Annotated in this window: 21 protein-coding genes and 1 other RNA gene; 3 read left to right on the top strand and 19 right to left on the bottom strand. The window is 67.8% G+C overall.

Annotated features, from left to right (window positions below; genetic code table 11):
- Positions 1–41: 41 nt before the first annotated feature.
- Positions 42–2795, bottom strand: coding sequence for a preprotein translocase subunit SecA (gene secA, locus IG194_RS20710; protein WP_058488616.1), 2754 nt, complete (start codon positions 2793–2795; stop codon positions 42–44).
- 305 nt (positions 2796–3100) lie between these two features.
- Between secA and IG194_RS20705 the strand changes: the two genes are divergently transcribed.
- Positions 3101–3556, top strand: coding sequence for a DciA family protein (locus IG194_RS20705; RefSeq protein WP_009617929.1), 456 nt, complete (start codon positions 3101–3103; stop codon positions 3554–3556).
- A gap of 173 nt (positions 3557–3729) precedes the next feature.
- Here IG194_RS20705 and lpxC read toward each other — a convergent pair whose 3' ends face one another.
- The 18 genes from lpxC to rsmI all read right to left on the bottom strand — a co-directional run bounded on the left by lpxC (position 3730) and on the right by rsmI (position 23066).
- Positions 3730–4641 carry a UDP-3-O-acyl-N-acetylglucosamine deacetylase gene (lpxC, locus tag IG194_RS20700; protein WP_009617927.1) on the bottom strand — a complete coding sequence of 304 codons (912 nt, stop codon included), beginning with the start codon at positions 4639–4641 and terminating at the stop codon, positions 3730–3732.
- Positions 4642–4753: 112 nt separating this feature from the next.
- Positions 4754–5938 carry a cell division protein FtsZ gene (gene ftsZ / locus IG194_RS20695; protein WP_009617925.1) on the bottom strand — a complete coding sequence of 395 codons (1185 nt, stop codon included), beginning with the start codon at positions 5936–5938 and terminating at the stop codon, positions 4754–4756.
- A gap of 55 nt (positions 5939–5993) precedes the next feature.
- On the bottom strand, positions 5994–7238 hold the full coding sequence (ftsA, locus tag IG194_RS20690) for a cell division protein FtsA (protein WP_009617923.1): 1245 nt from the start codon (positions 7236–7238) through the stop codon (positions 5994–5996).
- Between the two features lie 21 nt (positions 7239–7259).
- Entirely contained in the window at positions 7260–8123 is an 864-nt protein-coding gene (locus IG194_RS20685; RefSeq protein WP_043272377.1) for a cell division protein FtsQ/DivIB, read from the bottom strand.
- 4 nt (positions 8124–8127) lie between these two features.
- On the bottom strand, positions 8128–9075 hold the full coding sequence (locus IG194_RS20680) for a D-alanine--D-alanine ligase (RefSeq protein WP_009617919.1): 948 nt from the start codon (positions 9073–9075) through the stop codon (positions 8128–8130).
- Complete coding sequence (gene murC, locus IG194_RS20675; protein ID WP_009617917.1) at positions 9075–10517, bottom strand: UDP-N-acetylmuramate--L-alanine ligase; 1443 nt, start codon at positions 10515–10517, stop codon at positions 9075–9077. Before murC ends, IG194_RS20680 begins: the two co-directional genes overlap by 1 nt.
- Complete coding sequence (gene murG / locus IG194_RS20670) at positions 10510–11583, bottom strand: undecaprenyldiphospho-muramoylpentapeptide beta-N-acetylglucosaminyltransferase (protein WP_043315201.1); 1074 nt, start codon at positions 11581–11583, stop codon at positions 10510–10512. Before murG ends, murC begins: the two co-directional genes overlap by 8 nt.
- The gene (gene ftsW, locus IG194_RS20665) at positions 11573–12772 is read right to left on the bottom strand and encodes a putative lipid II flippase FtsW (protein ID WP_043272374.1); all 1200 of its coding nucleotides are present in this window, start codon (positions 12770–12772) and stop codon (positions 11573–11575) included. The genes murG and ftsW overlap by 11 nt, the downstream gene beginning before the upstream one ends.
- Positions 12772–14118, bottom strand: coding sequence for a UDP-N-acetylmuramoyl-L-alanine--D-glutamate ligase (gene murD / locus IG194_RS20660; RefSeq protein ID WP_058488615.1), 1347 nt, complete (start codon positions 14116–14118; stop codon positions 12772–12774). The genes ftsW and murD overlap by 1 nt, the downstream gene beginning before the upstream one ends.
- A gap of 13 nt (positions 14119–14131) precedes the next feature.
- Positions 14132–15214 (bottom strand): phospho-N-acetylmuramoyl-pentapeptide-transferase, encoded by a 1083-nt coding sequence (gene mraY / locus IG194_RS20655; protein WP_009617910.1) that lies wholly within the window; start codon positions 15212–15214, stop codon positions 14132–14134.
- Positions 15214–16578, bottom strand: coding sequence for a UDP-N-acetylmuramoyl-tripeptide--D-alanyl-D-alanine ligase (locus IG194_RS20650; protein WP_043272372.1), 1365 nt, complete (start codon positions 16576–16578; stop codon positions 15214–15216). Before IG194_RS20650 ends, mraY begins: the two co-directional genes overlap by 1 nt.
- The gene (locus IG194_RS20645; RefSeq protein WP_058488614.1) at positions 16571–18037 is read right to left on the bottom strand and encodes a UDP-N-acetylmuramoyl-L-alanyl-D-glutamate--2,6-diaminopimelate ligase; all 1467 of its coding nucleotides are present in this window, start codon (positions 18035–18037) and stop codon (positions 16571–16573) included. Before IG194_RS20645 ends, IG194_RS20650 begins: the two co-directional genes overlap by 8 nt.
- Entirely contained in the window at positions 18037–19782 is a 1746-nt protein-coding gene (locus IG194_RS20640) for a peptidoglycan D,D-transpeptidase FtsI family protein (RefSeq protein ID WP_043272370.1), read from the bottom strand. The genes IG194_RS20645 and IG194_RS20640 overlap by 1 nt, the downstream gene beginning before the upstream one ends.
- Complete coding sequence (gene ftsL, locus IG194_RS20635; RefSeq protein ID WP_009617905.1) at positions 19779–20072, bottom strand: cell division protein FtsL; 294 nt, start codon at positions 20070–20072, stop codon at positions 19779–19781. The genes IG194_RS20640 and ftsL overlap by 4 nt, the downstream gene beginning before the upstream one ends.
- Positions 20069–21010 carry a 16S rRNA (cytosine(1402)-N(4))-methyltransferase RsmH gene (gene rsmH / locus IG194_RS20630; RefSeq protein ID WP_058489721.1) on the bottom strand — a complete coding sequence of 314 codons (942 nt, stop codon included), beginning with the start codon at positions 21008–21010 and terminating at the stop codon, positions 20069–20071. Before rsmH ends, ftsL begins: the two co-directional genes overlap by 4 nt.
- A gap of 8 nt (positions 21011–21018) precedes the next feature.
- The gene (mraZ, locus tag IG194_RS20625) at positions 21019–21474 is read right to left on the bottom strand and encodes a division/cell wall cluster transcriptional repressor MraZ (RefSeq protein WP_043272369.1); all 456 of its coding nucleotides are present in this window, start codon (positions 21472–21474) and stop codon (positions 21019–21021) included.
- Between the two features lie 308 nt (positions 21475–21782).
- Positions 21783–22135: RNase P RNA component class A (gene rnpB, locus IG194_RS20620), an RNA gene on the bottom strand.
- Between the two features lie 88 nt (positions 22136–22223).
- Positions 22224–23066 carry a 16S rRNA (cytidine(1402)-2'-O)-methyltransferase gene (gene rsmI, locus IG194_RS20615; RefSeq protein WP_058488613.1) on the bottom strand — a complete coding sequence of 281 codons (843 nt, stop codon included), beginning with the start codon at positions 23064–23066 and terminating at the stop codon, positions 22224–22226.
- 129 nt (positions 23067–23195) lie between these two features.
- Between rsmI and IG194_RS20610 the strand changes: the two genes are divergently transcribed.
- Positions 23196–25010, top strand: coding sequence for a penicillin-binding protein activator (locus tag IG194_RS20610; protein WP_058489720.1), 1815 nt, complete (start codon positions 23196–23198; stop codon positions 25008–25010).
- Positions 25007–25387 (top strand): YraN family protein, encoded by a 381-nt coding sequence (locus IG194_RS20605; protein WP_058488612.1) that lies wholly within the window; start codon positions 25007–25009, stop codon positions 25385–25387. Before IG194_RS20610 ends, IG194_RS20605 begins: the two co-directional genes overlap by 4 nt.
- The last annotated feature ends 5 nt before the right edge of the window (positions 25388–25392 follow it).

Here is a 25392-nt window from a genome sequence, read left to right as displayed (position 1 = left end):
CAGGGCCGGTCGCGGCGTCGGGGGTTACGACGGCAGGCGGATCAGTTCACCTGGCCGTGGCAATGCTTGTACTTCTTGCCGGAACCGCAGGGGCACAGCTCGTTGCGGCCGATCTTCGGCTCGGCGCGCACCGGCTCCAGCGGCACGACCTGGCCCGGGCCCTGCTCGCCTTCTTCGCCTTCCTCGGCATCGGGGGCCTGGTCGATGGACGGCGCCTCGGCATGCTGGAACTGCATGCGCTTGGCCATTTCCTCGGCTTCGCGGCGCAGGCGCGCCTCTTCCTCGGCCGGGTCCTCGCGGCGGACCTGGACGAAGGACAGCACGCGGATGGTGTCGCGCTTGATCGAGTCCAGCAGTTCCTGGAACAGGTTGAAGGACTCGCGCTTGTACTCCTGCTTCGGGTTCTTCTGCGCGTAGCCGCGCAGGTGGATGCCGTGGCGCAGGTGGTCCATGGTGGACAGGTGGTCCTTCCACAGGTCGTCCAGCACGCGCAGCAGCATCTGCTTCTCGAAGGTGCGCAGGGCCTCGGCGCCGGCCAGGTCTTCCTTCTCGTTGTAGGCGGCGACCAGCTCGGCGAGGATCTTCTCGCGCAGGGTCTCCTCGTAGAGCTTCTCATCGTCGTCCAGCCACTGCTGGACCGGCAGCTTCAGGCCGAAGTCGCTGTACAGCGCGGCTTCCAGGCCGGCGATGTCCCACTGCTCGGGCAGCGACTGCGGCGGGATGTGCTGGCTGATGGTGTTGTTCAGCACTTCCTCGCGGAACTCGGCGATGGTGTCGCCGATGTTCTCCGCGGCCAGCAGGCTGTTGCGCATGTGGTAGATCACCTTGCGCTGCTCGTTGGCCACGTCGTCGAATTCGAGCAGTTGCTTGCGGATGTCGAAGTTGCGGCCTTCGACCTTGCGCTGCGCCTTCTCGATAGCGTTGCTGACCATGCGGTGCTCGATGGCCTCGCCCGGCTGCATGCCCAGGGCCTTCATGAAGTTCTTCACCCGGTCGGAGGCGAAGATGCGCATCAGGTTGTCTTCCAGCGACAGGTAGAAGCGGCTGGAGCCCGGGTCGCCCTGGCGGCCGGAACGGCCCCGCAACTGGTTGTCGATACGGCGGGATTCGTGGCGCTCGGAGGCGATCACATGCAGGCCGCCGGCCTCGATCACCTGCTGGTGGCGCTTCTGCCACTCGGCCTTGATCTGGGCGATCTGCTCGTCGCTGGGGTTTTCCAGGCCGGCGATCTCGGCTTCCCAGTTGCCGCCCAGGAGGATGTCGGTACCACGGCCGGCCATGTTGGTGGCGATGGTCACCGAGCCCGGCGCGCCGGCCTGCGCGATGATCTCGGCTTCCTTCTCGTGGTACTTGGCGTTGAGCACCTTGTGCTCGATGCCGGCCTGCTCCAGCAGCTTGGACACGTACTCGGAGGTTTCGATGGACGCGGTACCGACCAGGATCGGCCGGCCCAGGGCCTGGCTCTGCTGGATGTCGGTGATGATCGCGGCGTACTTCTCTTCCTGGGTCAGGTAGACCAGGTCGTTGAAGTCCTTGCGGGCGACCGGCCGGTGGGTCGGGATCACCACCACGTCCAGGCCGTAGATCTGGCGGAACTCGAAGGCCTCGGTGTCGGCGGTGCCGGTCATGCCGGACAGCTTGGTGTAGAGGCGGAAGTAGTTCTGGAAGGTGGTGGAGGCCAGGGTCTGGCTCTCGGCCTGGATCGGCAGGTTTTCCTTGGCCTCGATGGCCTGGTGCAGGCCCTCGGAGAGGCGGCGGCCGGGCATGGTGCGGCCGGTGTGCTCGTCGATCAGCAGGACCTGGTCGCCCTGGACGATGTACTCGACGTTGCGGTGGAACAGGGTGTGGGCGCGCAGCGCGGCGTAGACGTGGGTCAGCAGGCTGAGGTTGTGCGCCGAGTAGAGGCTCTCGCCCTCGCCGAGCAGGCCGGCCTGGCTCAGCAGTTCCTCGACGTAGGCGTGGCCCTGCTCGTTGAGTTCGACCTGGCGGGTCTTCTCGTCGATGCTGTAGTGGCCCTGCTGGGTCACCTGGCCCTCGACTTCCTCGATGTGGCGCTTCAGGCGCGGGATCAGCTTGTTGATCTTGATGTACAGCTCGGAGCTGTCTTCGGCCTGGCCGGAGATGATCAGCGGGGTCCGCGCCTCGTCGATGAGGATGGAGTCCACTTCGTCGACCACGGCGAAGTTCAGCTCGCGCTGGAACTTGTCCTGCAGGCTGAAGGCCATGTTGTCGCGCAGGTAGTCGAAGCCGAATTCGTTGTTGGTGCCGTAGGTGATGTCCGAGGCGTAGGCCGCGCGCTTCTCTTCCGGCGGCTGGAAGGGCGTGACGATGCCCACCGAGAGGCCGAGGAACTCGTACAGCGGACGCATCCAGTTGGCGTCGCGGCGGGCCAGGTAGTCGTTCACGGTGACCACGTGCACGCCCTTGCCGGACAGCGCGTTCAGGTACACCGCCAGGGTGCCCACCAGGGTCTTGCCCTCGCCGGTGCGCATCTCGGCGATCTTGCCCTCGTGCAAGGTCATGCCGCCGATCAGCTGGACGTCGAAGTGGCGCATGCCCATCACCCGCTTGCCCGCCTCGCGGCACACGGCGAAGGCTTCCGGGAGAATCTGGTCGAGGGTCTCGCCCTTGGCCAGGCGCTGCTTGAATTCCTCGGTCTTGGCCTTCAGTTGCTCATCGGAAAGCGCCACCATCTGTGGTTCGAGCGCATTGATGGCCTGGACCTGCTTGGCCATGCGCTTCACTTCACGCTCGTTCTTGCTTCCAAAGAGTTTTTTCAACAAAGGCGCAAACATATCGACTGGGTCATCCGAACTTGGGGAATGGAGGGCTGCCCGACTGGCTGGCCGCGGCTTGCATCGACGGCAAAGGGGGCATTCTACTCGGAAACGTGAACGAAAGAAGTGCCCAGGTCATGCCGGGGACTTTCCATGCGCGCACATTGCCCGGCAGGAACTCGGGGGAGGACTGGCAGTCCGCCTGCTTTATATTGTGTCGCGCCGGCAAAGTTCAAGGCTCGGCGCCGGCGGGCGTCGGCGCGACGGCCTGCGATGACCGCATTCTGATACCATCGGCGCTCAACAACCCCGGAATTTTCACCATGGCGTTCCGCCCGCTGCCCGCACAGGCCACCACCAAGCTGCTGCGCGAAGCCAAGCCGCTGCAGTCGCTGTTCAACGAGGCCCAGCGCCTCGCTCAGTTGCAACAGCTGCTCGACAGCCAGCTGCAGCCGGCCGCGCGCCCGCACTGCCGGGTCGCCTCCTGGCGCGGCGGCAACCTGCTGCTGGTGCTCACCGACGCGCACTGGGCCACGCGCCTGCGCTACCAGCAGAAGCGCCTGCTGCGCCAGCTGCAGATGTTCGACGAGTTCGCCGGGCTGCAGCACATCCTGTTCAAGGTCCAGCCCCAGGTCGAGCGCCAGGCGCCGGTGCGCACCCACCAGCTCTCCCCCGCCGCCGCCGAGGCCCTGCAGGAGGCCGCCGAAGGCATCGCCAACCCGCGCCTGCGCGCGGCGCTGGAACGCCTGGCCAGCCGCAGCCGCCCGCGCGAAGACTGAACCCCTCGCCTACCGCCGGTCTCATAACGCCCCTCGTCGGCGCTTGCCGATGAACTCGTGAGAACTTTCCCCCTCCAAACTCCAAGCCTCCTGCCCGCGCCATTTCGCGCGCATAAAAAAAGGCCACCCGAGGGTGGCCTTCAATATGTACAGCTTGAAAGGAGGAGGTTTCCTCAAACGGCCGCAGCGGGCCGCATGTAGGAAATCGGCGCGGTGCTCGCGTCTTCGAAGGTGACCACTTCCCAGGCCTCCTTGTCCGCGATGAGTGCGCGGAGCAGGCGGTTGTTCAGGGCATGGCCGGACTTGAAGCCGCGGAACTCGCCGATAAGGCTGTTACCAAGCAGGTACAGGTCACCGATGGCGTCCAGGATCTTGTGCTTGACGAACTCGTCCTCGTAACGAAGGCCGTCTTCGTTGAGCACGCGATACTCGTCGACCACGATGGCATTCTCCACGCTGCCACCGAGCGCCAGGTTCTGCGAACGCAGGTACTCGATGTCGCGCATGAACCCGAAGGTCCGCGCGCGGCTGACTTCCTTGACGAAGGAAGTGCTGGAGAAGTCCACCGTCGCCTTCTGGGTGCGACCACGGAAGACCGGGTGATCGAAATCGATCTCGAAGCTCACCTTGAAGCCGTCGAAGGGAACGAAAGTGGCGCGCTTGTCGCCCTCTTCCACGGTCACTTCACGCTTGATGCGGATGAACTTCTTGGCCGCCTCCTGCTCCTGCAGACCGGCGGATTGGATCAGGAATACGAAGGGCCCCGCGCTGCCGTCCATGATCGGCACTTCCGAGGCGGACAGCTCGACATAGGCGTTGTCGATGCCCAGGCCAGCCATGGCCGAGAGCAGATGCTCCACCGTATCCACTTTGACGTCACCCTTGACCAGGGTGGTCGACATGGTGGTCTCGCCGACGTTCGAGGCCCGAGCCGGGATTTCCACCACCGGGTCGAGGTCGGTACGGACGAACACGATACCGCTGTCCACCGGAGCCGGCTTCAGGGTGAGGTAGACCTTCTCCCCCGAGTGCAGACCGACGCCGGTGGCCCGGATGATGTTCTTCAAGGTGCGTTGTCTGATCATGGCTTTGGCCGCTTTCGCGCAAGTTGCGAACTGTTGTCAACAATGGGCGGCGATGATAGCAGAACCGCCCTTTGCTGAACACCAATCACATTCATACTCCTGATAAATTGCCTCAATCGGCCTGGCGACGCAGGAATGCCGGGATGTCCAGGTAGTCCAGGTCGTCCTGCGGGTTGAGCTTGGCCGCGGTGGCCGCGCTGCCGTGCGCCTGGTTGCGCATCACGGTCGGGCGGTCCAGGTCGCGGTAGTTCACCGATTGCTGCTCGCGCTGTACCGGAGCCTGGCTGCTGACCGCCTGGGTCTGCACGGTGTTGTCGACCACCTTGACCGGTTTTTCCAGGCGTGCGCCCAGGCCGGTGGCGACCACGGTGACGTGCAGTTCGTCGCGCATGTCCGGATCGATCACGGTGCCCACCTTGACGGTGGCATGCTCGGAGGCGAACTGCTCGATGATGTTGCCCACGTCGGAGTACTCGCCCAGGGACAGGTCGGGACCGGCAGTGATGTTCACCAGGATGCCGCGCGCGCCCTGCAGGTTGACGTCCTCCAGCAGCGGGTTGCGGATCGCCGCCTCGGTGGCCTCGCGGGCGCGGTTCGGGCCGCTGGCGGCGCCGGTACCCATCATGGCCATGCCCATCTCGCTCATCACGGTCTTCACGTCGGCGAAGTCGACGTTGATCATGCCCGGACGCTTGATGATGTCGGAGATGCCGCGCACGGCGCCGGCCAGCACGTCGTCCGCCTTGGCGAAGGCGGCCAAGAGGCTGGCGTCCTTGCCGAGGATGGTCAGCAGCTTCTCGTTGGGGATGGTGATCAGCGAGTCGACGCTTTCCGCCAGGGAGCGGATGCCCTCGTCGGCGATCTGCATGCGCTTGCGGCCTTCGAACGGGAACGGACGGGTGACCACTGCAACGGTCAGGATGCCCATTTCCTTGGCCACTTCGGCGATGATCGGCGCCGCACCGGTACCGGTGCCGCCCCCCATGCCGGTGGTGATGAAGACCATGTCGGCGCCTTCCAGCACCTCGGCGATGCGCTCGCGATCCTCGATCGCGGCCTGGCGGCCGACTTCAGGGTTGGCGCCGGCGCCCAGGCCCTTGGTCACGCCCGGGCCGAGCTGCAGCACGGTGCGCGCTGCGATGTTCTTCAGCGCCTGGGCGTCGGTGTTGGCGCAGATGAATTCCACGCCGTCGACGTTGTTCTTGGCCATGTGGTTCACGGCGTTGCCGCCGCCCCCACCGACACCGATGACTTTGATTACTGCCGTTTGTGGGACGTTATCGACGAGTTCAAACATTTTCCCCTCTCCTTCCTTTCTAGTTGTGTCGCCTACGTTTTACCGCGCCGGTAAATCAGAAATTGCCCTGGACCCAGCGTTTGAGCCGTTCCAGAACAGGTGTCTTGGGTTCATCGCTGAAGCTGCCGCCGGACATGGAGATGCCGTCGGATTGCTTCTGCAGGCCATACATGAGCAGGCCCACGCCAGTGGAATAGATAGGATTGCGCACGACGTCGGTCAGCCCCTTGACGCCATGCGGCACGCCCAGGCGCACCGGCATGTGGAAGATCTCTTCGGCCAGCTCCACGGCGCCTTCCATCTTGGAGGTGCCGCCGGTCAGGACGATCCCGGCCGGGATCAGGTCTTCGTAGCCGCTGCGGCGCAGCTCGGCCTGGACCAGGGTGAAGAGCTCGTCGTAACGCGGCTCCACCACCTCGGCCAGGGCCTGGCGCGACAGCTCCCGCGGCGGCCGGTCGCCGACGCTGGGCACCTTGATGGTTTCGCCCGCGCCGGCCAGCTTGGCCAGTGCGCAGGCGTAGCGGATCTTGATTTCCTCGGCGTACTGCGTGGGCGTGCGCAGGGCCATGGCGATGTCGTTGGTGACCTGGTCGCCGGCGATCGGGATCACCGCCGTATGGCGGATGGCGCCCTCGGTGAAGATGGCGATGTCGGTGGTGCCGCCGCCGATGTCCACCAGGCACACGCCCAGTTCCTTCTCGTCCTCGGTGATCACCGAGTAGGCCGAGGCCAGTTGCTCGAGGATGATGTCGTCGACTTCCAGGCCGCAGCGGCGCACGCATTTCTCGATGTTCTGCGCGGCGTTCACCGCGCAGGTCACCACGTGCACCTTGGCTTCCAGGCGCACGCCGGACATGCCCAGCGGCTCGCGCACGCCTTCCTGGTTGTCGATCACGTAGTCCTGCGCCAGGGTGTGCAGCACCCGCTGGTCGGCCGGGATCGCCACGGCCTGGGCGGCGTCGAGCACGCGGTCGATGTCGGCCGGGCTCACCTCGCGGTCGCGGATCGCCACGATGCCGTGGGAATTCAGGCTGCGGATGTGGTTGCCGGCGATGCCGACGAAGGCCGAGTGGATCCGGCAGCCGGCCATCTGCTGCGCCTCGTCGATGGCGCGCTGGATGGACTGCACGGTGGACTCGATGTTCACCACCACGCCCTTCTTCAGGCCGCGCGACGGATGGGTGCCGATGCCGACGATCTCCAGCTTGCCATCGGCCGCTACCTCGCCCACCAGCGCCACCACCTTGGAGGTGCCGATGTCCAGGCCGACGACCATCTTGCCGCTCTGCACGCTTGCCATGTTTATTGCTGTCTCCTCAAATCACTGCGCGGGCGCGGCCTGGGCCACGTCCGTCTGCGGCAGCGGGTCGCGCCACGCCACGGCCAGGCCGTTGGGGTAGCGCATGTCGATGCGCGCAATCTTCGATATCTGTTCTTTCAGGGCCTTTTCGTAGATGGTCACGAAACGGCGGATCTGTTCGACCGTGTGGTCGCGGCCCAGGACGATCTGCACGCCCTGGGCGGTGTCCAGAGTCCAGGCGCCGCGCGAGCTCATCTCCAGGCTGGCGATGGTGAAGCCCAGGGGCCGCAGCAGCTGGCTGAGGATCTGGTACTGCTGCATCACCTTCTGCTGGGCGAACTGCGGGCCGGACAGGCGCGGCAGGTGTTCGTAGTGCGACACCTCGTGGGGCGCGAAGGCCTGGCCCTGGTTGTTCAGCAGCGCCTCGTCGCCCCAGCGGGCCACCGGCAGTTGTTCCTCCAGGTGGATCACCACCTGGTCCGGCCAGACGCGGCGGACTTCGGCGTGGGCGATCCAGGGCATCTGCTCCAGTTCCTGGCGCATGCCGGCCAGGTCGATGCTGAAGAAGCTGGCCGAGACGAACGGCGCGATGCGCTGCTGCACCGCCTGCTGGCTGATGTAGCTGAGGTCGCCCTCGACGCTGATCTTGGCGATCGGGCGGTCGGCGTAGGGCAGCACGTACTGCGCGCCCTGGTAGGCGCCGAAGCCCAGCACGGCCAGCAGCACCGGCCACATCAGCATGCGCAGGAAGCCGAAGCTGGGCCTGGGCAGGCGAGCGCTGATCGGCTCCTTCGCCACCAGGCGGCTGGCGCCGCGCGGCACCGGCTTGCGTGCGGGCACGCGGCCGATACCGGGTTGCGAGTGGCGGAGCATCGCGCCGTTCATGGTCTTACCCCCTTGCCTCGACGCTGTCGGCGAGGATCGCCAGCACCAGTTGCTGGAAATCCAGGCCGGCCGCGCGCGCGGCCATGGGCACCAGGCTGTGGTCGGTCATGCCCGGTGCGGTGTTGACTTCGAGCAGCCAGAAACGCCCCTCGGCGTCCTGCATCACGTCGGTCCGCCCCCAGCCCTGGATGCCCAGGGCCTCGCAGGCGCGGGCGCACAGGTCCTGCAGCTCGCGCTCCTTCTCGGGGCTCAGGCCGCAGGGGATGCGGTACTGGGTGTCGCTGGCCAGGTACTTGGCGTCGTAGTCGTAGAAGCTGTGCGGGGTGCCCAGGCCGATGGCCGGCAGCACCTGGCCGCGCAGGGTGGCCACGGTGAACTCGGGGCCGCTGATCCACTGCTCGACCAGCACTTGCGAGTCGTATTCGGCGGCGCTGCGCCAGGCGGCGATCAGCGCGTCCACGCCGTCGACCTTGGCCATGCCGATGCTGGAGCCTTCATGGGCCGGCTTGACGATCAGCGGGAAGCCCAGTTCCGCCGCAGCACGGCGGCAGTCGTCCTCGCTGGCCAGCACGGCATAGGCCGGCGTCGGCAGGCCCAGGCTCAGCCACACGCGCTTGGTGCGCAGCTTGTCCATGGCCAGCGCCGAAGCCAGCACGCCGCTGCCGGTGTAGGGGATGCCGGCGACTTCCAGCAGGCCCTGCATGCTGCCGTCCTCGCCGCCACGGCCGTGGAGGATGATGAAGGCGCGGTCGATCTTTTCGCTCAGCAGGCGCTGCAGCAGGTCGTCGCCCACGTCGATGCCGAAGGCGTCCACCCCGGCGTCCTGCAGGGCCTTGAGGACCATGCCGCCGGATTTCAGCGACACCTCGCGCTCGGCGCTCTTGCCGCCGTAGAGCACGGCGACGCGGCCGAAGGCGCGGGGCTCGAGGGTGGATTTGAGTGCGTCGTTCATCACGCCTTCCTCGGGGCGTCGCCGCCGAACATCGGGTTCTTGATCAGCGCCGGGGCCAGGCCGCCGATGTCGCCGGCGCCCTGGCAGAGCAGGATGTCGCCGGCGCGCAGCAGCGGCTTGAGCAGCGCGGCGAGGTCGCCGTCGCGCTCCAGGTAGATCGGGTCGAGCTGGCCGCGCTGGCGGATGCTGTGGCACAGCTGGCGGCTGTCGGCGCCGGGGATCGGCTCCTCGCCGGCCGGGTAGACCTCCATCAGCAGCAGCACGTTGGCTTCGCCGAGCACCTGCACGAAGTCTTCGTAGAGGTCGCGGGTACGGGTGTAGCGGTGCGGCTGGTAGACCATCACCAGGCGCCGTTCCGGCCAGCCGCCGCGCACGGCCTTGATCACCGCCGCGACTTCGCGCGGGTGGTGGCCGTAGTCGTCGACCAGCATCACGCTGCCGCCGTCGACCTGCAGTTCGCCGTAGACCTGGAAGCGCCGGCCCACGCCCTGGAAGCCGGACAGGCCCTGGACGATGGCTTCGTCGGAGATGCCTTCGTCGGTGGCGATGACGATGGTCGCCAGGGAGTTCAGCACGTTGTGCAGGCCGGGCATGTTCACCGAGACGTCCAGCGGCTCGCGCTCCGGGCGCAGCACGGTGAACCAGGTGCGCATGCCTTCCTGGCGGATGTTGATGGCGCGGACGTCGGCATCCTCGCTCAGGCCGTAGGTGACGGTCGGGCGCGCCACCTGCGGGAGGATTTCGCGGACCACCGGGTCATCCACGCACATCACCGCCAGGCCGTAGAACGGCAGGTTGTGCAGGAAGTCGACGAAGGTCTTCTTCAGCTTGTTGAAGTCGCCGCCGTAGGTGGCCATGTGGTCGGCGTCGATGTTGGTGACCACGGCGACCATCGGCTGCAGGTGCAGGAAGCTGGCGTCGCTCTCGTCGGCCTCGGCCACCAGGTAACGGCTGGTGCCCAGCTGCGCGTTGGTGCCGGCGGCGTTCAGGCGGCCGCCGATGACGAAGGTCGGGTCCAGCCCACCGGCAGCGAACACCGAGGCGATCAGGCTGGTGGTGGTGGTCTTGCCGTGGGTGCCGGCAACGGCGATGCCGTGGCGGTAGCGCATCAGCTCGGCGAGCATTTCCGCGCGCGGCACCACCGGCACGCGGCGCTCCAGGGCGGCGGCGACTTCCGGGTTGGCCTTGTTCACCGCGCTGGAAACCACCAGCACGTCGGCGCCGTCGGCGTTTTCCGCGCGGTGGCCGATGAATACCTGGGCGCCGAACTTCTCCAGGCGCTCGGTCACAGCCGAAGCCTTGAGGTCGGAACCGGACACTTCGTAGCCGAGGTTCAGCAGCACTTCGGCGATACCGCACATGCCCGCGCCGCCGATGCCGACGAAGTGGATGCGGCGGATGCGCCGCATGGTGCGGGTGATGCCGTTGGGTTCCTTAACCACGGGCCACCTCCAGGCAGGCATCGACTACCGTGCGGGTAGCCTCGGGCATGGCCAGGCGCCGGGCGCTGGCGGCCATCTGCTTCAGGGATTCGGGATGCATCGATACCTCGGACAGCTGCGCGGCCAGGTCGGCGGCGCCGGTAGACTTTTGCGGCAGCAGGCGGGCGGCGCCCTCCCGTACCAGGAATTCGGCATTGCGGGTCTGGTGGTCGTCGATCGCGTGGGGCAGCGGCACCAGGAAGGACGGCAGGCCGGCGGCGGTCAGCTCGCTGACGGTCAGGGCGCCGGCGCGGCAGATCACCAGGTCGGCCCAGGCGTAGGCCGCGGCCATGTCGCCGATGAACGCAGCAACGTCGGCTTGGACACCGGCCTGGGCGTAACGCTCCGCGGTGACTTCGGCATGCTGACGACCGGCCTGGTGGCGAATGGCCGGGCGCTGCTCGGCGGGGATCAGCCGCAGCGCCTCGGGCAGCAGTTTGTTCAGCGGCTCGGCGCCCAGGCTGCCGCCCAGCACCAGCAGGTTGACCTTGCGGCCGGCCAGCTCGGCGCGGGCATCGGCCTCGAGGAACAGCTCGGCGCGCACCGGGTTGCCGGTGGTCAGGCGCTTGGCGCTGGCCGGGAAGGTGTCCGGGAAGGCCTCGCAGACGCGCTTGGCCAGCGGCGCCAGGCCACGGTTGGCGGTGCCGGCGACGGCGTTCTGTTCGTGGATCACCAGCGGCGCGCCGCTCAGCTTCGCCGCCACGCCGCCGGGACCGGTGACGTAGCCGCCCAGGCCGAGCACGCACACCGGCTTGAGCTTGCGCACCACGCCCAGGGCCTGGAACAGCGACTTGAGCAGGTCGAAGGGCGCGCGCAGCAGGGCCAGGCGGCCCTTGCCGCGCAGGCCGCTGACGTTGATCAGGTGCAGCGGCAGGCCGGCCTTGGGCACCAGGTCGTTCTCGATGCCGCGCGGGGTGCCGAGCCAGTGCACGGCATAGCCGCGGGCCTGGAACTCGCGGGCGCAGGCCAGGGCCGGGAACACGTGGCCGCCGGTGCCGCCGGCCATGATGAGGACGTTACCTTTCATCGGCGAAGTCCTCCTCGGTGAATTCGTACTCTTCGCTGCCCACCGCGGTGCGCCGCTCCCATTCGATGCGCAGCAGCATGCCCAGGCAGCCGCAGCAGATGACCAGCGAGGAACCGCCGTAGCTGAGGAACGGCAGGGTCAGGCCCTTGGTCGGCAGCAGGCCGACGTTCACCCCGACGTTGATCAGGAACTGGCCGATCCACAGGAACGCCAGGCCGTAGGCCACGTAGGCGGAGAAGTACTGCTTGGCCTGCTCGGCCCAGATGCCGATGTAGAGCGCGCGCAGGCCGACGAAGACGAACAGGCCGACGGTGGCCAGGGCGCCGACGATGCCCAGCTCCTCGGCCAGCACGGCGAACACGAAGTCGGTGTGCGCCTCGGGCAGGTAGAACTGCTTCTGGATGCTGTTGCCCAGGCCCATGCCCAGCCAGCCGCCGCGGCCGAAGGCGATCAGCGCCTGGCTGAGCTGGTAGCCGGCGCCGAACTGGTCGGCCCAGGGGTCGCTGAAGTTGGTCAGGCGCGCCATCCGGTAGGGTTGCGTCCAGATCAGCAGGGCCACCGCGCCCACCGCCAGGGCCACCATCAGGCCGAAGCGGAACAGGCCGACGCCGCCGAGGAACAGCATGGCCGCCGCGGCGCCCATCATCACCACGGTGGCGCCGAAGTCCGGCTCGCGCAGCAGCAGGCCGGCGAACGGCAGCAGCACGGCGAAGGGCTTGAAGAAACCGATCCAGCTCTCGCGCACCTCGTGCTGGCGGCGCACCAGGTAGCCGGCCATGAACACCACCACGAAGACCTTGGCGATCTCCGAGGGCTGGATGTTGAACAGGCCGAAGCCGATCCAGCGCATGGAGCCGTTGACCTCGCGGCCGACGCCGGGGGTGATCACCGCCACCAGCAGCAGGAAGGCCACGCCCAGCAGCTTCCAGCTGTGGCGCTGCCAGGTCTCCATCGGCGTCAGCATGGTCACGCCGCAGGCGACGAAGCCGATGGCCAGGTAGATCAGGTGGCGCACCGAGAAGTACAGCGGGTTGCCCGACTGCGCCGCCGCCACTTCCGAGGACGCCGAGGTCACCATCACCAGACCCAGGCCGAGCAGCGCCAGGCAACCGGCGAGCAGCGGGAAGTCCAGATCGATGCCGTTGCGGCTGATCAGCGGGGACGGGTACGGACGCAGGAAGGAGAACATCAGGCGATCTCCTCCACGGCCCTGGCGAACAGGCGGCCGCGCTCTTCGAAGTTCTTGAACATGTCCAGGCTGGCGCAGGCCGGCGACAGCAGCACGGCATCGCCCGGCTTGGCCAGCTCGGCGGCCTTGCGCACGGCTTCGTCCAGGGTCTGCACGCGCACCTTCGGCGTCTCGTCGCTCAACGCGGCGCCGACCAGCTCGGCATCACGGCCGAGCAGCACCACGGCGCGGCAGAACTTCGCCACCGGCTCGCGCAGGGCGCTGAAGTCCGCGCCCTTGCCGTCGCCGCCGGCGAGCAGCACCAGCTTGCCGTCGATGTCGGCGCCCAGGCCTTCGATGGCGGCCAGCGCGGCGCCGACGTTGGTGGCCTTGGAGTCGTCATAGAAACTCACCCCGGCGCGCTCGCCGACCCACTGGCAACGGTGGGCCAGGCCGGCGAATTCACGCAGGGTCCGCAGCATGGGCTCGAACGGCAGGCCTACGGCGTGGCCCAGGGCCAGGGCGGCCAGAGCGTTGGATTGGTTGTGGGCGCCGCGGATCTTCAGCTCGCGCACCGGCATCAGCGCCTCGAACTGGAAGGCCAGGTACTTCTCGCCACCCTCTTCCACCAGGCCGAAGGCCTTGAAGTCGGGCTTGTTGGTGCCGAAGGTCCAGCACGGCACCGAGTCGGCGATCAGCGGCCGGCTCAGGGCGTCGGCGCGGTTCACCACGACCTGGCGCGCGCCGCGGAAGATGCGGTGCTTGGCCAGGTGGTAGTCGGCCATGCCGTCGTAGCGGTCCATGTGGTCTTCGCTGACGTTCAGGCAGGTGGCGACCTCGGCGCCCAGGCGCTCGCAGGTCTCCAGCTGGAAGCTGGACAGCTCCAGCACGTACAGCTCGACGTCGTCGGCCAGCAGGTCCAGGGCCGGGGTGCCCAGGTTGCCGCCCACGGCCACGCGCTTGCCGGCCGCCACGGCCATCTCGCCGACCAGGGTGGTCACGGTGCTCTTGGCGTTGGAACCGGTGATGGCGACGATCGGCGCCTTGGCATGGCGGGCGAACAGGTCGATGTCGCCGGACAGGCGCACGCCACGGGCGGCGGCCTCGACCAGCGCCGGCGTGCGCAGCGACAGGCCGGGGCTGACGTACAGCTCGCTGGCGCGGCAGAGGAAGCCGGCGTCCAGCTCGCCGCAGCGGACTTCCACCTGCGGGTACTGGGCGCGCAGGGTGGCCAGCTCCGGCGGATTCTCGCGGGTGTCGGCCACGGCGAAAGGCACGCCCTGGCGCGCCAGGAAGCGCACCAGCGACATGCCGCTCTTGCCGAGGCCGACAACGATGCGGAAATTGTCCGAAGCGATCAGGCTCATGCTCGCTCTGCCCTCAACGCAGTTTCAACGTGGCCAGGCCGATCAGCACGAGAATCACCGTGATGATCCAGAAGCGCACGATCACGCGCGGCTCCGGCCAGCCCTTGAGTTCGAAGTGGTGGTGGATGGGCGCCATGCGGAACACCCGTTTCCCGGTCAGCTTGAAGCTGGCGACCTGGATGACCACCGACAGGGTTTCCATGACGAACACCCCGCCCATGATGAACAGCACGATTTCCTGGCGGACAATCACCGCGATGGTGCCCAGCGCGGCGCCCAGGGCCAGCGCGCCGACGTCGCCCATGAAGACCTGCGCCGGGTAGGTGTTGAACCACAGGAAGCCCAGCCCGGCGCCGACGATGGCGGCGCAGAAGATGATCAGTTCGCCGGCCCCCGGCACGTTGGGGATCAGCAGGTATTCGGCGAACTTCACGTTGCCCGACAGGTAGCAGAAGATGCCCAGGGCGCCGCCGACCATCACCGTCGGCATGATCGCCAGGCCGTCCAGGCCGTCGGTCAGGTTCACCGCGTTGCTGGAGCCGACGATGACGAAGTAGGTCAGCACCACGAAGAAGATGCCCAGGGGAATCTCGATGTTCTTCAGCAGCGGCAGGATCAGCGTGGTCTCGACCGGCGTCTCGGCGGTCAGGTAGAGGAAGACCGCGGCGCCCAGGCCGAACACCGACTGCCAGAAATACTTCCAGCGGCTCGGCAGGCCGCGGGAGTTCTTCTCGATCACCTTGCGGTAGTCGTCGACCCAGCCGATGGCGCCGAACAGCAGGGTCACGGCCAGCACTACCCAAACGTAACGGTTCGACCAATCGGCCCAGAGCAGGGTGCTGATGGCGATGGCGGTGAGGATCAGGGCGCCGCCCATGGTCGGGGTGCCCTTCTTCGACAGGTGCGACTGCGGCCCGTCGTTGCGCACGGCCTGGCCGATCTGGCGGATCTGCAGGGTGCGGATCATCCACGGGCCCAGCCACAGCGACAGGGCGAGCGCGGTCAGCACGCTGAGGATGCCGCGCAGGGTCAGGTACTGGAAGACGCCGAAGCCCTTGTAGAACTGTTGCAGGTACTCGGCGAGCAGCAGCAGCATTAATGTTTCTCCTCGGGGGACGCGCACAGCGCCGCGACGACCTTGTCCATCGCCGCGCTGCGCGAGCCCTTGATCAGAATGGTGGTGGTGGAGGGTTCGCCGGCCAGGGCCTGAATCAGGCTGGCCTGGTCGGCGAAGTGCCGGCCCGCCGCGCCGAACGCCTCGACGGCGTTGCGCATCAGCGGCCCCACGGCATAGAGCGCACCGACCTTGCCCGCAGCGTAGGCGCCCACCTCGCGGTGCGCGGCCTCGGCCCAGGCGCCCAGTTCGCCCATGTCCCCGAGGACCAGGACGGTCCGGCCGGAAAAGCCGGCGAGTATATCAATGGCCGCGCAGATTGACGCCGGGTTGGCGTTGTAGCTGTCGTCGATCACCCGCATGCCGTTGGTCGCCAGCTGGGCTACCGCGCGGCCCTTGACCGGCTGCAGTTGCGCAAGGCCCTGGACGATCCCGACCAGCGGCACGCCAAGGGCGTGGGCGGCGGCGGCGGCGGCCAGGGCGTTGGCGACGTTGTGCTCGCCCAGCAGGTTGAGCTGGATGCGCGCCTCGCCGGCCAGCCCCAGCAGGGTGAAGCCGACGCAGCCGCGGGCGTCGCGCTGCAGGTCGCGGGCGTGGAAGTCGGCGCTGGTCTTGTTCAGCGCGAAGCTCAGCACGCGGCGTTCGCCATTGCGCTTCTTCCAGGTGTCGAAGGCGCGGTCGTCGAGGTTGAGCACGGCGGTGCCGGTATCGTCGAGCCCTTCGAGAATCTCGCCCTTGGCCTGGACGATCTTGTCCTGGCCGCCGAACTCGCCGACGTGGGCGGTGCCGGCGTTGGTGATGATGGCCACCTGCGGGCGCGTCAGGCCGACGGTGTAGGCGATCTCGCCGACACGCGAGGCGCCCAGCTCGATCACCGCGCTGGCGTGCTGCGGGCCGATCTGCAGCAGGGTCAGGGGCGCGCCCAGGTCGTTGTTCAGGTTGCCGCGGGTGGCCAGGACTTCGCCCTGGGTACGCAGGATGCTGGCGAGCATCTCCTTGACCGTGGTCTTGCCGCTGGAGCCGGTGACCGCCGCCACCTTGCCGGTGAAGCCGGCGCGGTTCAGCGCGCCCAGGCGGCCAAGGGCCTCGCGGGTATCGGCCACCAGCAGTTGCGGCAGCGGCGCATCCGCCACTTCGCGCTGCACCAGGGCGGCGACGGCGCCCTTGGCGGCGACCTCGGCAAGGTAGTCATGGCCGTCGAAGCGCGGCCCGGCGAGGGCAACGAACAACTGGCCGGCCTCGATGGCGCGGCTGTCGGTGCTCACCGCGTCGAAGGCGACGTCGGCGCCGAGCACGCGGCCCTCGAGGGCGGCGGCGACTTCACTGAGCAGCAGCGGCTTAAGCATCTTTCTTCACCTCCCAGGCAGCCAGCGCCTTGGCGGCTTCTTGCAGATCGGAGAACGGATGGCGGACGCCGGCGATCTCCTGGTAATCCTCATGGCCCTTGCCGGCCAGCAGCACCACGTCGTCGGCGCCGGCGCCAGCGATCAGCTCGGCGATGGCCTGGCCGCGGCCCGGCACGAAGCGCACGGCCTCGGGCCTGGCGAAACCGGCGCGGATGTCGTCGATGATCCGCGCACTGTCTTCGCTACGCGGGTTGTCGTCGGTCACCAGCACGCCGTCGGCATGCTGCTCGGCCACCTGGGCCATGATCGGGCGCTTGCCGCGGTCGCGGTCGCCGCCGCAGCCGAACAGGCACAGCAGCTTGCCGTGGGCGTGCGGGCGCAGCGCCAACAGGACTTTCTCCAGAGCATCGGGGGTGTGGGCGTAGTCCACCACCACCAGCGGCTTGTCGCCGCCGCCCAGGCGCTGCACGCGGCCCACCGGGCCTTGCAGTTGCGGCAGCAGCTTGAGGATGTCGCCCAGCGGGTAGTCCAGGCCGAGCAGCGCGCCGACCACCGCCAGCAGGTTGCTCAGGTTGAAGCGGCCGAGCAGCGAGCTGCGCAGCACGCCTTCGCCCTTGGGCGTGACCAGCAGGGCCTCGACGCCGGCGTCGCTGAAGCGCGCCTCGCGGCAATAGAGGAAGGCGCTGGCGTCTTCCAGGCTGTAGCCCATCAGGCGCGAGGGATGGGCTTCGCCGGCCAGTTGGCGGCCGAAGGCGTCGTCCAGGTTGATCACCCGGCACTTCAGGCCCGGCCAGGCGAACAGCCGGGCCTTGGCGGCGCCATAGGCTTCCATGGTGCCGTGGTAGTCGAGGTGGTCGCGGGACAGGTTGGTGAACACCGCGACGTCGAATTCGAGGGCGGCCACGCGGCCCTGCTCCAGGCCATGGGAGGACACTTCCATGGCCACGGCGCGCGCGCCGGCCTGCTTCAGCCGCGCCAGGGTGGCCTGCAGCGCCAGGGCGTCGGGCGTGGTGTGCTTGCCGCTTTCCAGGGCGTCGTGGAAACCGTTGCCGAGGGTGCCGACGATGCCGCAGCGCTGGCCGAGCAGGTCCAGGGCCTGGGCCAGCAACTGGCTGACGCTGGTCTTGCCGTTGGTGCCGGTCACGCCGATCAGCTCGATGCCGCGGCTGGGCTCGCCGTAGAAGCGCCCGGCGATGGCCGACAGCTGCGCGGCCAGGCCCTTGATGGCGACCAGCGGCGTATCGCCGATGGGCGCGACGGACGCGCCCTCGGCTTCGTAGGCGATGGCGGCGGCGCCACGGGCGACGGCGTCGGCGATATGCGCGCGGCCGTCATGCTGGGCGCCGGGAATGGCCAGGAACAGGTCGCCCGGCTTGACCGCGCGGCTGTCCAGGGTCAGCTCGCGGATCAGCACGCCGGCTTCGGCCTGCGGCAGCAGTTGGTTAAGGCTCATCGGCATCAGCCACGCCCTCCTTTCGTGGGCGCAGCATCGGCTTGCTGCTGCGGGGTCGTCTGCAGGTTGTCTGGCGGAATGTTCATCAAGCGCAGCGTGCCGGACATCACCTTGCTGAACACCGGGGCCGAGACCAGACCACCGAAGTAGCCGGCCTTGCTGGGTTCATCGATCACCACGACGACCACGAAACGCGGGTTGCTCATCGGCCCGAAGCCGGCGAACAGCGAGCGGTAGGAATTCTCGGCGTAGCCCTTGGCACCGGTCTGGGTCTTGCGCGCGGTACCGGACTTGCCGGCCACGTGATAGCCGGGGACCTGGGCGCGGTAGACGCCGTTCGGCGCCTCGACCACCTGCTGCAGCATGCCCTGCATGGTCTTGGCGACCGGCTCCGGGATCACCTGGGTGGCGGTCGGCAGGCGGTCGGCGCGGACCATGGTCAGCGGCACCGTCTGGCCGTTGTTGGCCAGGGCCGCGTAGGCATGGGCCAGCTGGATGGCGGTGACCGACAGGCCGTAGCCGTAGGACAGGGTCGCGGTCTCGGCCTTGCGCCACTCGCGGTAGTTGGGCAGGTTGCCGACGCGCTCGCCGGGGAAGCCAAGGCCGGTGTCCTGGCCGAGGCCGACCTTCTGCATCAGCTGGTAGATGGCTTCGCCGCCGATGTCGAAGGCGACCTTGCTCATGCCCACGTTACTGGAGCGGATGAGGATGCCGGTGAGGTCCAGCACCGGACCTTCGGTGCGCGACACGTCGCGGATGGTGTAGCGGCCGATCTGCAGGGTGCCGGGGTAGACCTCGACGGTGTCGCTGGGCTTCCAGCGCCCGGTTTCCAGGGCCGCGCTCATGGAGAACGGCTTCATGGTCGAACCCGGCTCGAAGACGTCGATCATGGCGCGGTTGCGCATCATCTCCGGCTGCATGTCGCGGCGGTTGTTCGGGTTGTAGGTCGGCTGGTTGGCCATGGCCAGGACCTCGCCGGTCTTCACGTCGAGGATCACCAGGCTGCCGGCCTTGGCGCCGTTCTCGACGATGGCGTTGCGCAGCTCGCGGTTGGCCAGGTACTGCAGGCGCAGGTCGATGGACAGCGCCAGGGTCTTGCCGGCCTTGGCGTTGCGCGTGACCTGCAGGTCGCGGATCAGGTGGCCGCGGCGGTCCTTGAGCACCTGGCGCTTGCCCGGCACGCCGGCCAGCCAGCTGTCGTAGGACAGCTCGACGCCCTCGCGGCCGCGGTCGTCCACGTCGGTGAAGCCGACCACCTGGGCGGTGACGTCGCCGGCCGGGTAGAAACGACGAAACTCCTCGATGGAGTAGACGCCGGGAATCCTGTTGGCCTTGACCTCGGCCATCACCGCCTCGCCCTGCTCGGGCGTCAGCCCGCGGACCAGGTAGATGAATTCCTTGTCGGCCATCTGCTCCAGCCGTGCGCTCAGCGCATCGCGGTTGATCCCCAGGGCGTGGGCAAGGATCGGCCACTTGTCGCGTTCGAGGACCAGTTCCTTGGGGTTGGCCCAAAGGGTGGCGACCGGGGTGCTCACCGCCAGCGGCTCGCCGTTGCGGTCGGTGATCTGCCCGCGGTGGGCAGGAATGGAGATGTGCCGCACGCTGCGCGCGTCGCCCTGCTCCTGGAGGAAGTCATGGTCGATCACGTGCAGGTCGACGATGCGCCAGACGATGGCCGACACCATCGCCAGCAACAGGCCGACGGCGACGCGGAAACGCCAGGGGTAGAGCGCGCCGTTGAGGTTCTTCATGGCGCCACCATGATGATTTCCGCCGGGTCCGGCACGCGCATTTTCAGTTGGCCGGTGGCCAGGGTCTCGATGCGGTTGTAGGCGGTCCAGGTGCTCTGCTCCAGGACCAGCCGGCCGTATTCGGCCTGCGCCTTGTCGCGCACGCTCAGCTCGGTGTACAGGGTGTTCAGCAGCTGGCGGTTCCAGTAGGCGCTGTAGGCCACGGAAATCGCCGACAGCAGCACGCCGATGAACAGCAGCAGCATGATGAAGCTGCCGGTGGGCAGGCGCTTGGCGAACAGGCGGCTCATCGCAGCTTCTCCGCCACGCGCATCACCGCGCTGCGCGAGCGCGGGTTGGCCTTGAGCTCGGCCTCGGAAGCGTACTGCGGCTTGCCCAGCAGCTTCAGGCGCGGTTCGAAGACCTTGGCGCGGATCGGCAGGTCGCGCGGCAGGTTGTCCGCCTCGCCCTTGGCGTGCTTGCGCATGAACTGCTTGACGATGCGGTCTTCCAGGGAGTGGAAGCTGATCACCACCAGGCGGCCGCCCACGGCCAGCGCCTCCAGGGCGGCGTCCAGGCCACGCTCGAGGTCGCCCAGTTCGTTGTTGACGTGGATACGCAGGCCCTGGAAGGCCCGGGTGGCCGGGTTCTTGCCCTTTTCCCAGGCCGGGTTGGCCTCGGTGATCACGGCGGCCAGGTCGGCGGTGCGCTCGAAGGGTTTCTCCGCCCGGCGCTGCACGATGGCGCGGGCCATGCGCTTGGCGAAACGCTCCTCGCCGTACTCCTTGAACACCCGGGCGATCTCGTCCTCGGCGGCGCTGGCGATCCACTGGGCGGCGCTGACGCCGCGGCTGGGGTCCATGCGCATGTCCAGCGGGCCGTCGTTGAGGAAGCTGAAGCCGCGCTCGGGGTCGTCCAGCTGCGGCGAGGACACGCCCAGGTCCAGCAGAACGCCGTCGACCTGGCCGGTCAGGCCGCGCGCGGCCAGCTCTTCGCCCATCTCGGCGAACGACCTTTGTACAACGACGAAGCGGCCATCTTCGGCCGCCAGTGCTTGACCCGTGGCTATCGCCTGGGGGTCCTTGTCGAACCCGAGCAACCGCCCGCCCGGGTCCAGCCTGCCAAGCAAGGCCCGGCTGTGCCCTCCCCTGCCGAAGGTACCGTCCACATAGCAGCCGCCCACCCTTGGGGCCAGCGCTTCGACGGCCTCCTCGAGCAGTACGGTGATGTGTTGGTAGGTGGCGTTCACAGGCAGGCTCACAGAATAAGGTCGCGTAGTTCGTCCGGCAGTCCGCCGGGTTCCTTGATGGCGGCGAGGTCGGCCTCGGCCACCGCATTCCACTTGTCTTCGTCCCACAACTGGAACTTGTTCAACTGGCCGACGAGCATCGCCCGCTTGTCCAGCTTGGCGTACTCGCGCAGCCGCGGCGGCACCAGGAAACGCCCGTTGCCATCCAGTTCCAGGTCCACCGCGTTGCCGATCAGCAAACGCTGCAGGCGCCGCGTCTCTTCACGCAGCGAGGGCAGCTCGCGGAGCTTGGCTTCGATGATTTCCCATTCGGGCAAGGGGTAGACGGTCAGGCAGGGGTCGACGGCATCGATGGTGACGATGAGCTGGCCATTGCAACGCGAAACGAGCTCGTCACGATACCGACTCGGCATCGCGAGGCGCCCTTTGGCGTCGAGACTGATGGCGTTAGCTCCGCGAAACACGTCAGCGTTTCCCCCGGTGGTTGGCTTTCCTTGCCAGTTGATCCCACTTTTACCCACTTCATACCACTTGCGCACACTATAGAAATGCGCGCTCCCCACCGTCAAGGCGAGGCTGGAGGGAAAAATCCTTATAGGACGGAGATTTAGCGTGCTTTTAAGAGGTTTCGCAGTGTTTTTGACGCCACCTTGAAAGGCAAAAAGCCCAGTGTTTTCAAAACACTGGGCTTTTCTACTTAAAGCAACTTCTTAAGATTTATGCTTCTTCCATCGCGCGACAAATGGTCGTTGTGGGAAGAAGTGGGAAAAGAGGAGAGAGTCGATCTGTAAGCCGGGTTCTGTCGAGGACAGCCATTCCTCTGGGACATCCATCACTGAACGCCTCAAGCGACCTACCCGAATCCAGCGCGGGCCACGCAACGGATTCCTATTTGGTCTTGCTCCGAGTGGGGTTTACCTAGCCACGCACTGTTGCCAGCCGTGCGGTGCGCTCTTACCGCACCTTTTCACCCTTACCGGCGCTGTAGCGCTTAGGCGGTTATTTTCTGTGGCACTTTCCGTAGGCTCGCGCCTCCCAGGCGTTACCTGGCACTCTGCCCTATGGAGCCCGGACTTTCCTCCCCCCCGTGGCGAACCACGAAGCAGCGACTGTCCAATCGACTCTCCGCCGCCAAGGTTAGCGACAGCGGCGGCCAGCCGCAAGGGCAATCCGCCAGCCTGGTACGAAGGTCTTAAAATCGCGAACCGACGCTTCAGTCCGCCTTGCGCTCCAGCGCCGCCTGGTACAGCAGGTTCTTGCGCACCCCGGTGATCTCCGCCGCCAGCGCCGCCGCGCGCTTGACCGGCAGCTCCGCCAGCAGCAGGTCGAGCACCCGCAGCGATTCGGCGTCGATGCCCTCATCCTCAGGCGCCTCCCAGCCGGCCAGCAGCAGCACGCACTCGCCGCGCTGCTGGTTGGCGTCCGCCGCCACCCAGTCGCGCAGCTCGCCCAGGGGCAGGCCCTTGAGGGTCTCGAAGGTCTTGGTCAGCTCGCGGGCCAGCACCGCCTGGCGCGCCTCGCCGAACACCTCGACCATGTCCTGGATGCACTCCAGGATGCGGTGCGGCGCCTCGTAGAAGATCAGCGTGCGCGGCTCCTCGCGCAGCGCCTCCAGGCGCGCCTTGCGCCCGGCGGTCTTCGCCGGCAGGAACCCTTCGAAGACGAAGCGGTCCGACGGCAGGCCCGCCGCCGACAACCCGGCGATCAGCGCGCAGGCCCCCGGCACCGGGACCACCCGGATACCCGCGGCGCGCGCCTGGCGCACCAGGTGGTAGCCGGGGTCGGAAATCAGCGGCGTGCCGGCGTCGGACACCAGCGCCACGTCGTCCCCCGCCAGCAGGCGGGTGATGAAGCGCCCGCCCTGCTCGCGCTCGTTGTGCTCGTGGCAGGCGGCCAGCGGCGTCTCGATGCCGAAGTGCTGCAGCAGGCGGATCGAATGGCGGGTGTCCTCGGCGGCGATGAGGGCCACCTCGCGCAGGGTGCGCTGGGCGCGGGCGCTGATGTCGTCGAGGTTGCCGATGGGCGTAGCCACCACATACAAGGTACCGAGGGACACGCAGCACTCCTTAAAGCCGAACCGGAAAATTCCCCATTGTATCCCGTTTCCGGCACCCGCCATCGCCTCGGCCAGCCGCCTTGGGTACAATTGCCGACTCTTTTTGAATGCGCCACGAGAAGCCCGATGATGATCGCTCGACTGCGTCCGCTTTCCGCCCTGTGCCTGGCCACCCTGCTGGCCGCCTGCGCCAGTTCGCCCTCTTCCAACCTCGGCGAGTTGCCGCGCACCCCGAACGCCAGCATCGAGCAACTGCTGCAGCAGGCCGCCACCGCCAAGCCCGAGGAAGCCGTGCTGCTGAAGCTGTCGGCCGCCGACCTGGCCTACCAGCAGAAGGACGTCGGCCGCGCCGCGCAGATCCTCGAACAGATCCCGATGGATAGCCTGAAGCCGGCGCAGCAGATCTTCGCCAGCACCCTGGACGCGCAGATCGCCCTGGCCCGCAACAAGCCCAAGGCCGCCCTCAAGGCCTTCGACCACCCCAGCTTCACCCACCTGGGCGAACTGCCGGTGGAACAGCAGGCGCGCAGCGGCCTGGTCAAGGCCCAGGCCCTGGCCGCCGACGGCCAGACCCTGGCCGCCGCCCGCGAACGCGTGTTCGTCGACCCACTGCTCAACGCCGAGGCCAGCAAGGCCAACCACGAGGCCATCTGGGGCCTGGTCTCCAGCCTGCCGGTGGAGCAGCTGCAACCCGTGGCCAACGAAGGCGACCTGAACGGCTGGATGGAGCTGGCCCGCGTGGTGAAGAGCGCCTCGACCCTGCAGGAGCAGCAGGCCAACATCGACACCTGGCGCCAGCAGAACCCGCAGCACCCGGCGGCCAAGCAACTGCCGGACGCCCTGGAGAAGCTCAAGTCGCTGGCCGCCCAGCCGCTGAACAAGATCGGCCTGCTGCTGCCCCAGCAGGGCCAGTTGGCCGGCGTCGCCCGAGCCCTGCAGGACGGCTTCATGGCCGCCTACTACCAGGCCCAGCAGAGCGGCAGCCAGCAACCGTCCATCCAGCTCTACGACAGCAGCCAGGTGCGCTCGCTGGACGACTTCTACCGCCAGGCCCAGGCCGACGGCGTGCAACTGGTGGTCGGCCCGCTGGAGAAGCCGCTGGTCAAGCAACTCGGCGATCGCCCGCAGCTGCCCATCACCACCCTGGCCCTGAACTACACCGACAGCGCCCAGACCGGCCCGGCCCAGCTGTTCCAGTTCGGCCTGTCGGCCGAGGACGAGGCCCGCGAAGTGGCCCGCAAGGCCTGGGACGACGGCATGCGCCGCGCCGTGGCGCTGGTGCCGCGCGGCGACTGGGGCGACCGCGTGCTGGCCGCCTTCAGCCGTGACTGGCAGGCCCGCGGCGGCACCCTGATCGCCGCCGAGCACGTCGACCAGCCGGTGGAGCTGGCCCAGCAGATCGCCGACCTGCTCCAGCTGCGCCAGAGCGAAGGCCGTGCCAAGCGCCTGCAGGGCGTGCTCGACAGCAACGTCGACACCCAGCCCTCGCGGCGCCAGGACATCGACTTCATCTTCCTCGCCTCGACCCCGCAGCAGGCGCGCCAGATCAAGCCGACCCTGGCCTTCCAGTACGCCGGCGACCTGCCGGTCTACGCCACCTCCAACCTCTACACCGGGCAGAACAACCCGGCGCAGGACCAGGACCTCAACGGCATCCGTTTCTGCGAGACGCCCTGGCTGCTGCAGACCGGCAACCCGCTGCGCCAGCAGGTCGTGGCCCAGTGGCCGCAGGCCGCCAGCAGCCTCGGCCGGCTCTACGCCATGGGCGCCGACGCCTACCGCCTGGCGCCGCGCCTGCCGGAACTCAAGGCGCTGCCGAGCATGCAGCTCGACGGCTTCACCGGCAACCTGAGCCTGGCGCCCAACCAGCGCATCCAGCGCCAGCTGCCCTGGGCGGAATTCCGCAATGGCCAGGCGCAGCCGCTGGAGAACGGCGGCCTTTGAGCGGACGGCGCGGCGACTCGCAGGAACTCGGGCGCCGCGCCGAGCAGCTCGCCCGCGAGCATCTGCAGCGCCATGGCCTGCGCCTGCTGGCGCAGAACTGGCGGTGCCGCCGCGGCGAGCTCGATCTGGTCATGCTGGACGGCGATACAGTAGTATTCGTCGAAGTTCGCTGCCGCCGGCACCAGGCCTGGGGCGGCGCCCTGGAAAGCGTGGACGCGCACAAGCGCCAACGGCTGATCGCCGCCGCCGAACATTTTCTGCAACAGGAAGCCCGCTGGTCCCGGCACCCTTGCCGGTTCGACGTAATAGCGGTGCAGCCCTCCGCGGGAATCCCACCCGCTCAACTGAACTGGATCACCAACGCCTTTGACACCTGATCAGA

The sequence above is a fragment of the Pseudomonas sp. ADPe genome (genome assembly GCF_014843515.1).
GTDB lineage: Bacteria > Pseudomonadota > Gammaproteobacteria > Pseudomonadales > Pseudomonadaceae > Pseudomonas > Pseudomonas citronellolis.
The sequence above is the reverse complement of the archived record's forward strand: the minus strand, read 5'-3'. Positions and strand labels throughout refer to the sequence as shown.

What these genes read in the sequence shown, in the direction of transcription:
- secA (WP_058488616.1), bottom strand. Translation starts at nt 2,795, where the DNA reads ATGTTTGCGCCTTTGTTGAAAAAACTCTTTGGAAGCAAGAACGAGCGT.
- IG194_RS20705 (WP_009617929.1), top strand. Translation starts at nt 3,101, where the DNA reads ATGGCGTTCCGCCCGCTGCCCGCACAGGCCACCACCAAGCTGCTGCGC.
- lpxC (WP_009617927.1), bottom strand. Translation starts at nt 4,641, where the DNA reads ATGATCAGACAACGCACCTTGAAGAACATCATCCGGGCCACCGGCGTC.
- ftsZ (WP_009617925.1), bottom strand. Translation starts at nt 5,938, where the DNA reads ATGTTTGAACTCGTCGATAACGTCCCACAAACGGCAGTAATCAAAGTC.
- ftsA (WP_009617923.1), bottom strand. Translation starts at nt 7,238, where the DNA reads ATGGCAAGCGTGCAGAGCGGCAAGATGGTCGTCGGCCTGGACATCGGC.
- IG194_RS20685 (WP_043272377.1), bottom strand. Translation starts at nt 8,123, where the DNA reads ATGAACGGCGCGATGCTCCGCCACTCGCAACCCGGTATCGGCCGCGTG.
- IG194_RS20680 (WP_009617919.1), bottom strand. Translation starts at nt 9,075, where the DNA reads ATGAACGACGCACTCAAATCCACCCTCGAGCCCCGCGCCTTCGGCCGC.
- murG (WP_043315201.1), bottom strand. Translation starts at nt 11,583, where the DNA reads ATGAAAGGTAACGTCCTCATCATGGCCGGCGGCACCGGCGGCCACGTG.
- ftsW (WP_043272374.1), bottom strand. Translation starts at nt 12,772, where the DNA reads ATGTTCTCCTTCCTGCGTCCGTACCCGTCCCCGCTGATCAGCCGCAAC.
- murD (WP_058488615.1), bottom strand. Translation starts at nt 14,118, where the DNA reads ATGAGCCTGATCGCTTCGGACAATTTCCGCATCGTTGTCGGCCTCGGC.
- mraY (WP_009617910.1), bottom strand. Translation starts at nt 15,214, where the DNA reads ATGCTGCTGCTGCTCGCCGAGTACCTGCAACAGTTCTACAAGGGCTTC.
- IG194_RS20650 (WP_043272372.1), bottom strand. Translation starts at nt 16,578, where the DNA reads ATGCTTAAGCCGCTGCTGCTCAGTGAAGTCGCCGCCGCCCTCGAGGGC.
- IG194_RS20645 (WP_058488614.1), bottom strand. Translation starts at nt 18,037, where the DNA reads ATGCCGATGAGCCTTAACCAACTGCTGCCGCAGGCCGAAGCCGGCGTG.
- IG194_RS20640 (WP_043272370.1), bottom strand. Translation starts at nt 19,782, where the DNA reads ATGAAGAACCTCAACGGCGCGCTCTACCCCTGGCGTTTCCGCGTCGCC.
- ftsL (WP_009617905.1), bottom strand. Translation starts at nt 20,072, where the DNA reads ATGAGCCGCCTGTTCGCCAAGCGCCTGCCCACCGGCAGCTTCATCATG.
- IG194_RS20610 (WP_058489720.1), top strand. Translation starts at nt 23,196, where the DNA reads ATGATCGCTCGACTGCGTCCGCTTTCCGCCCTGTGCCTGGCCACCCTG.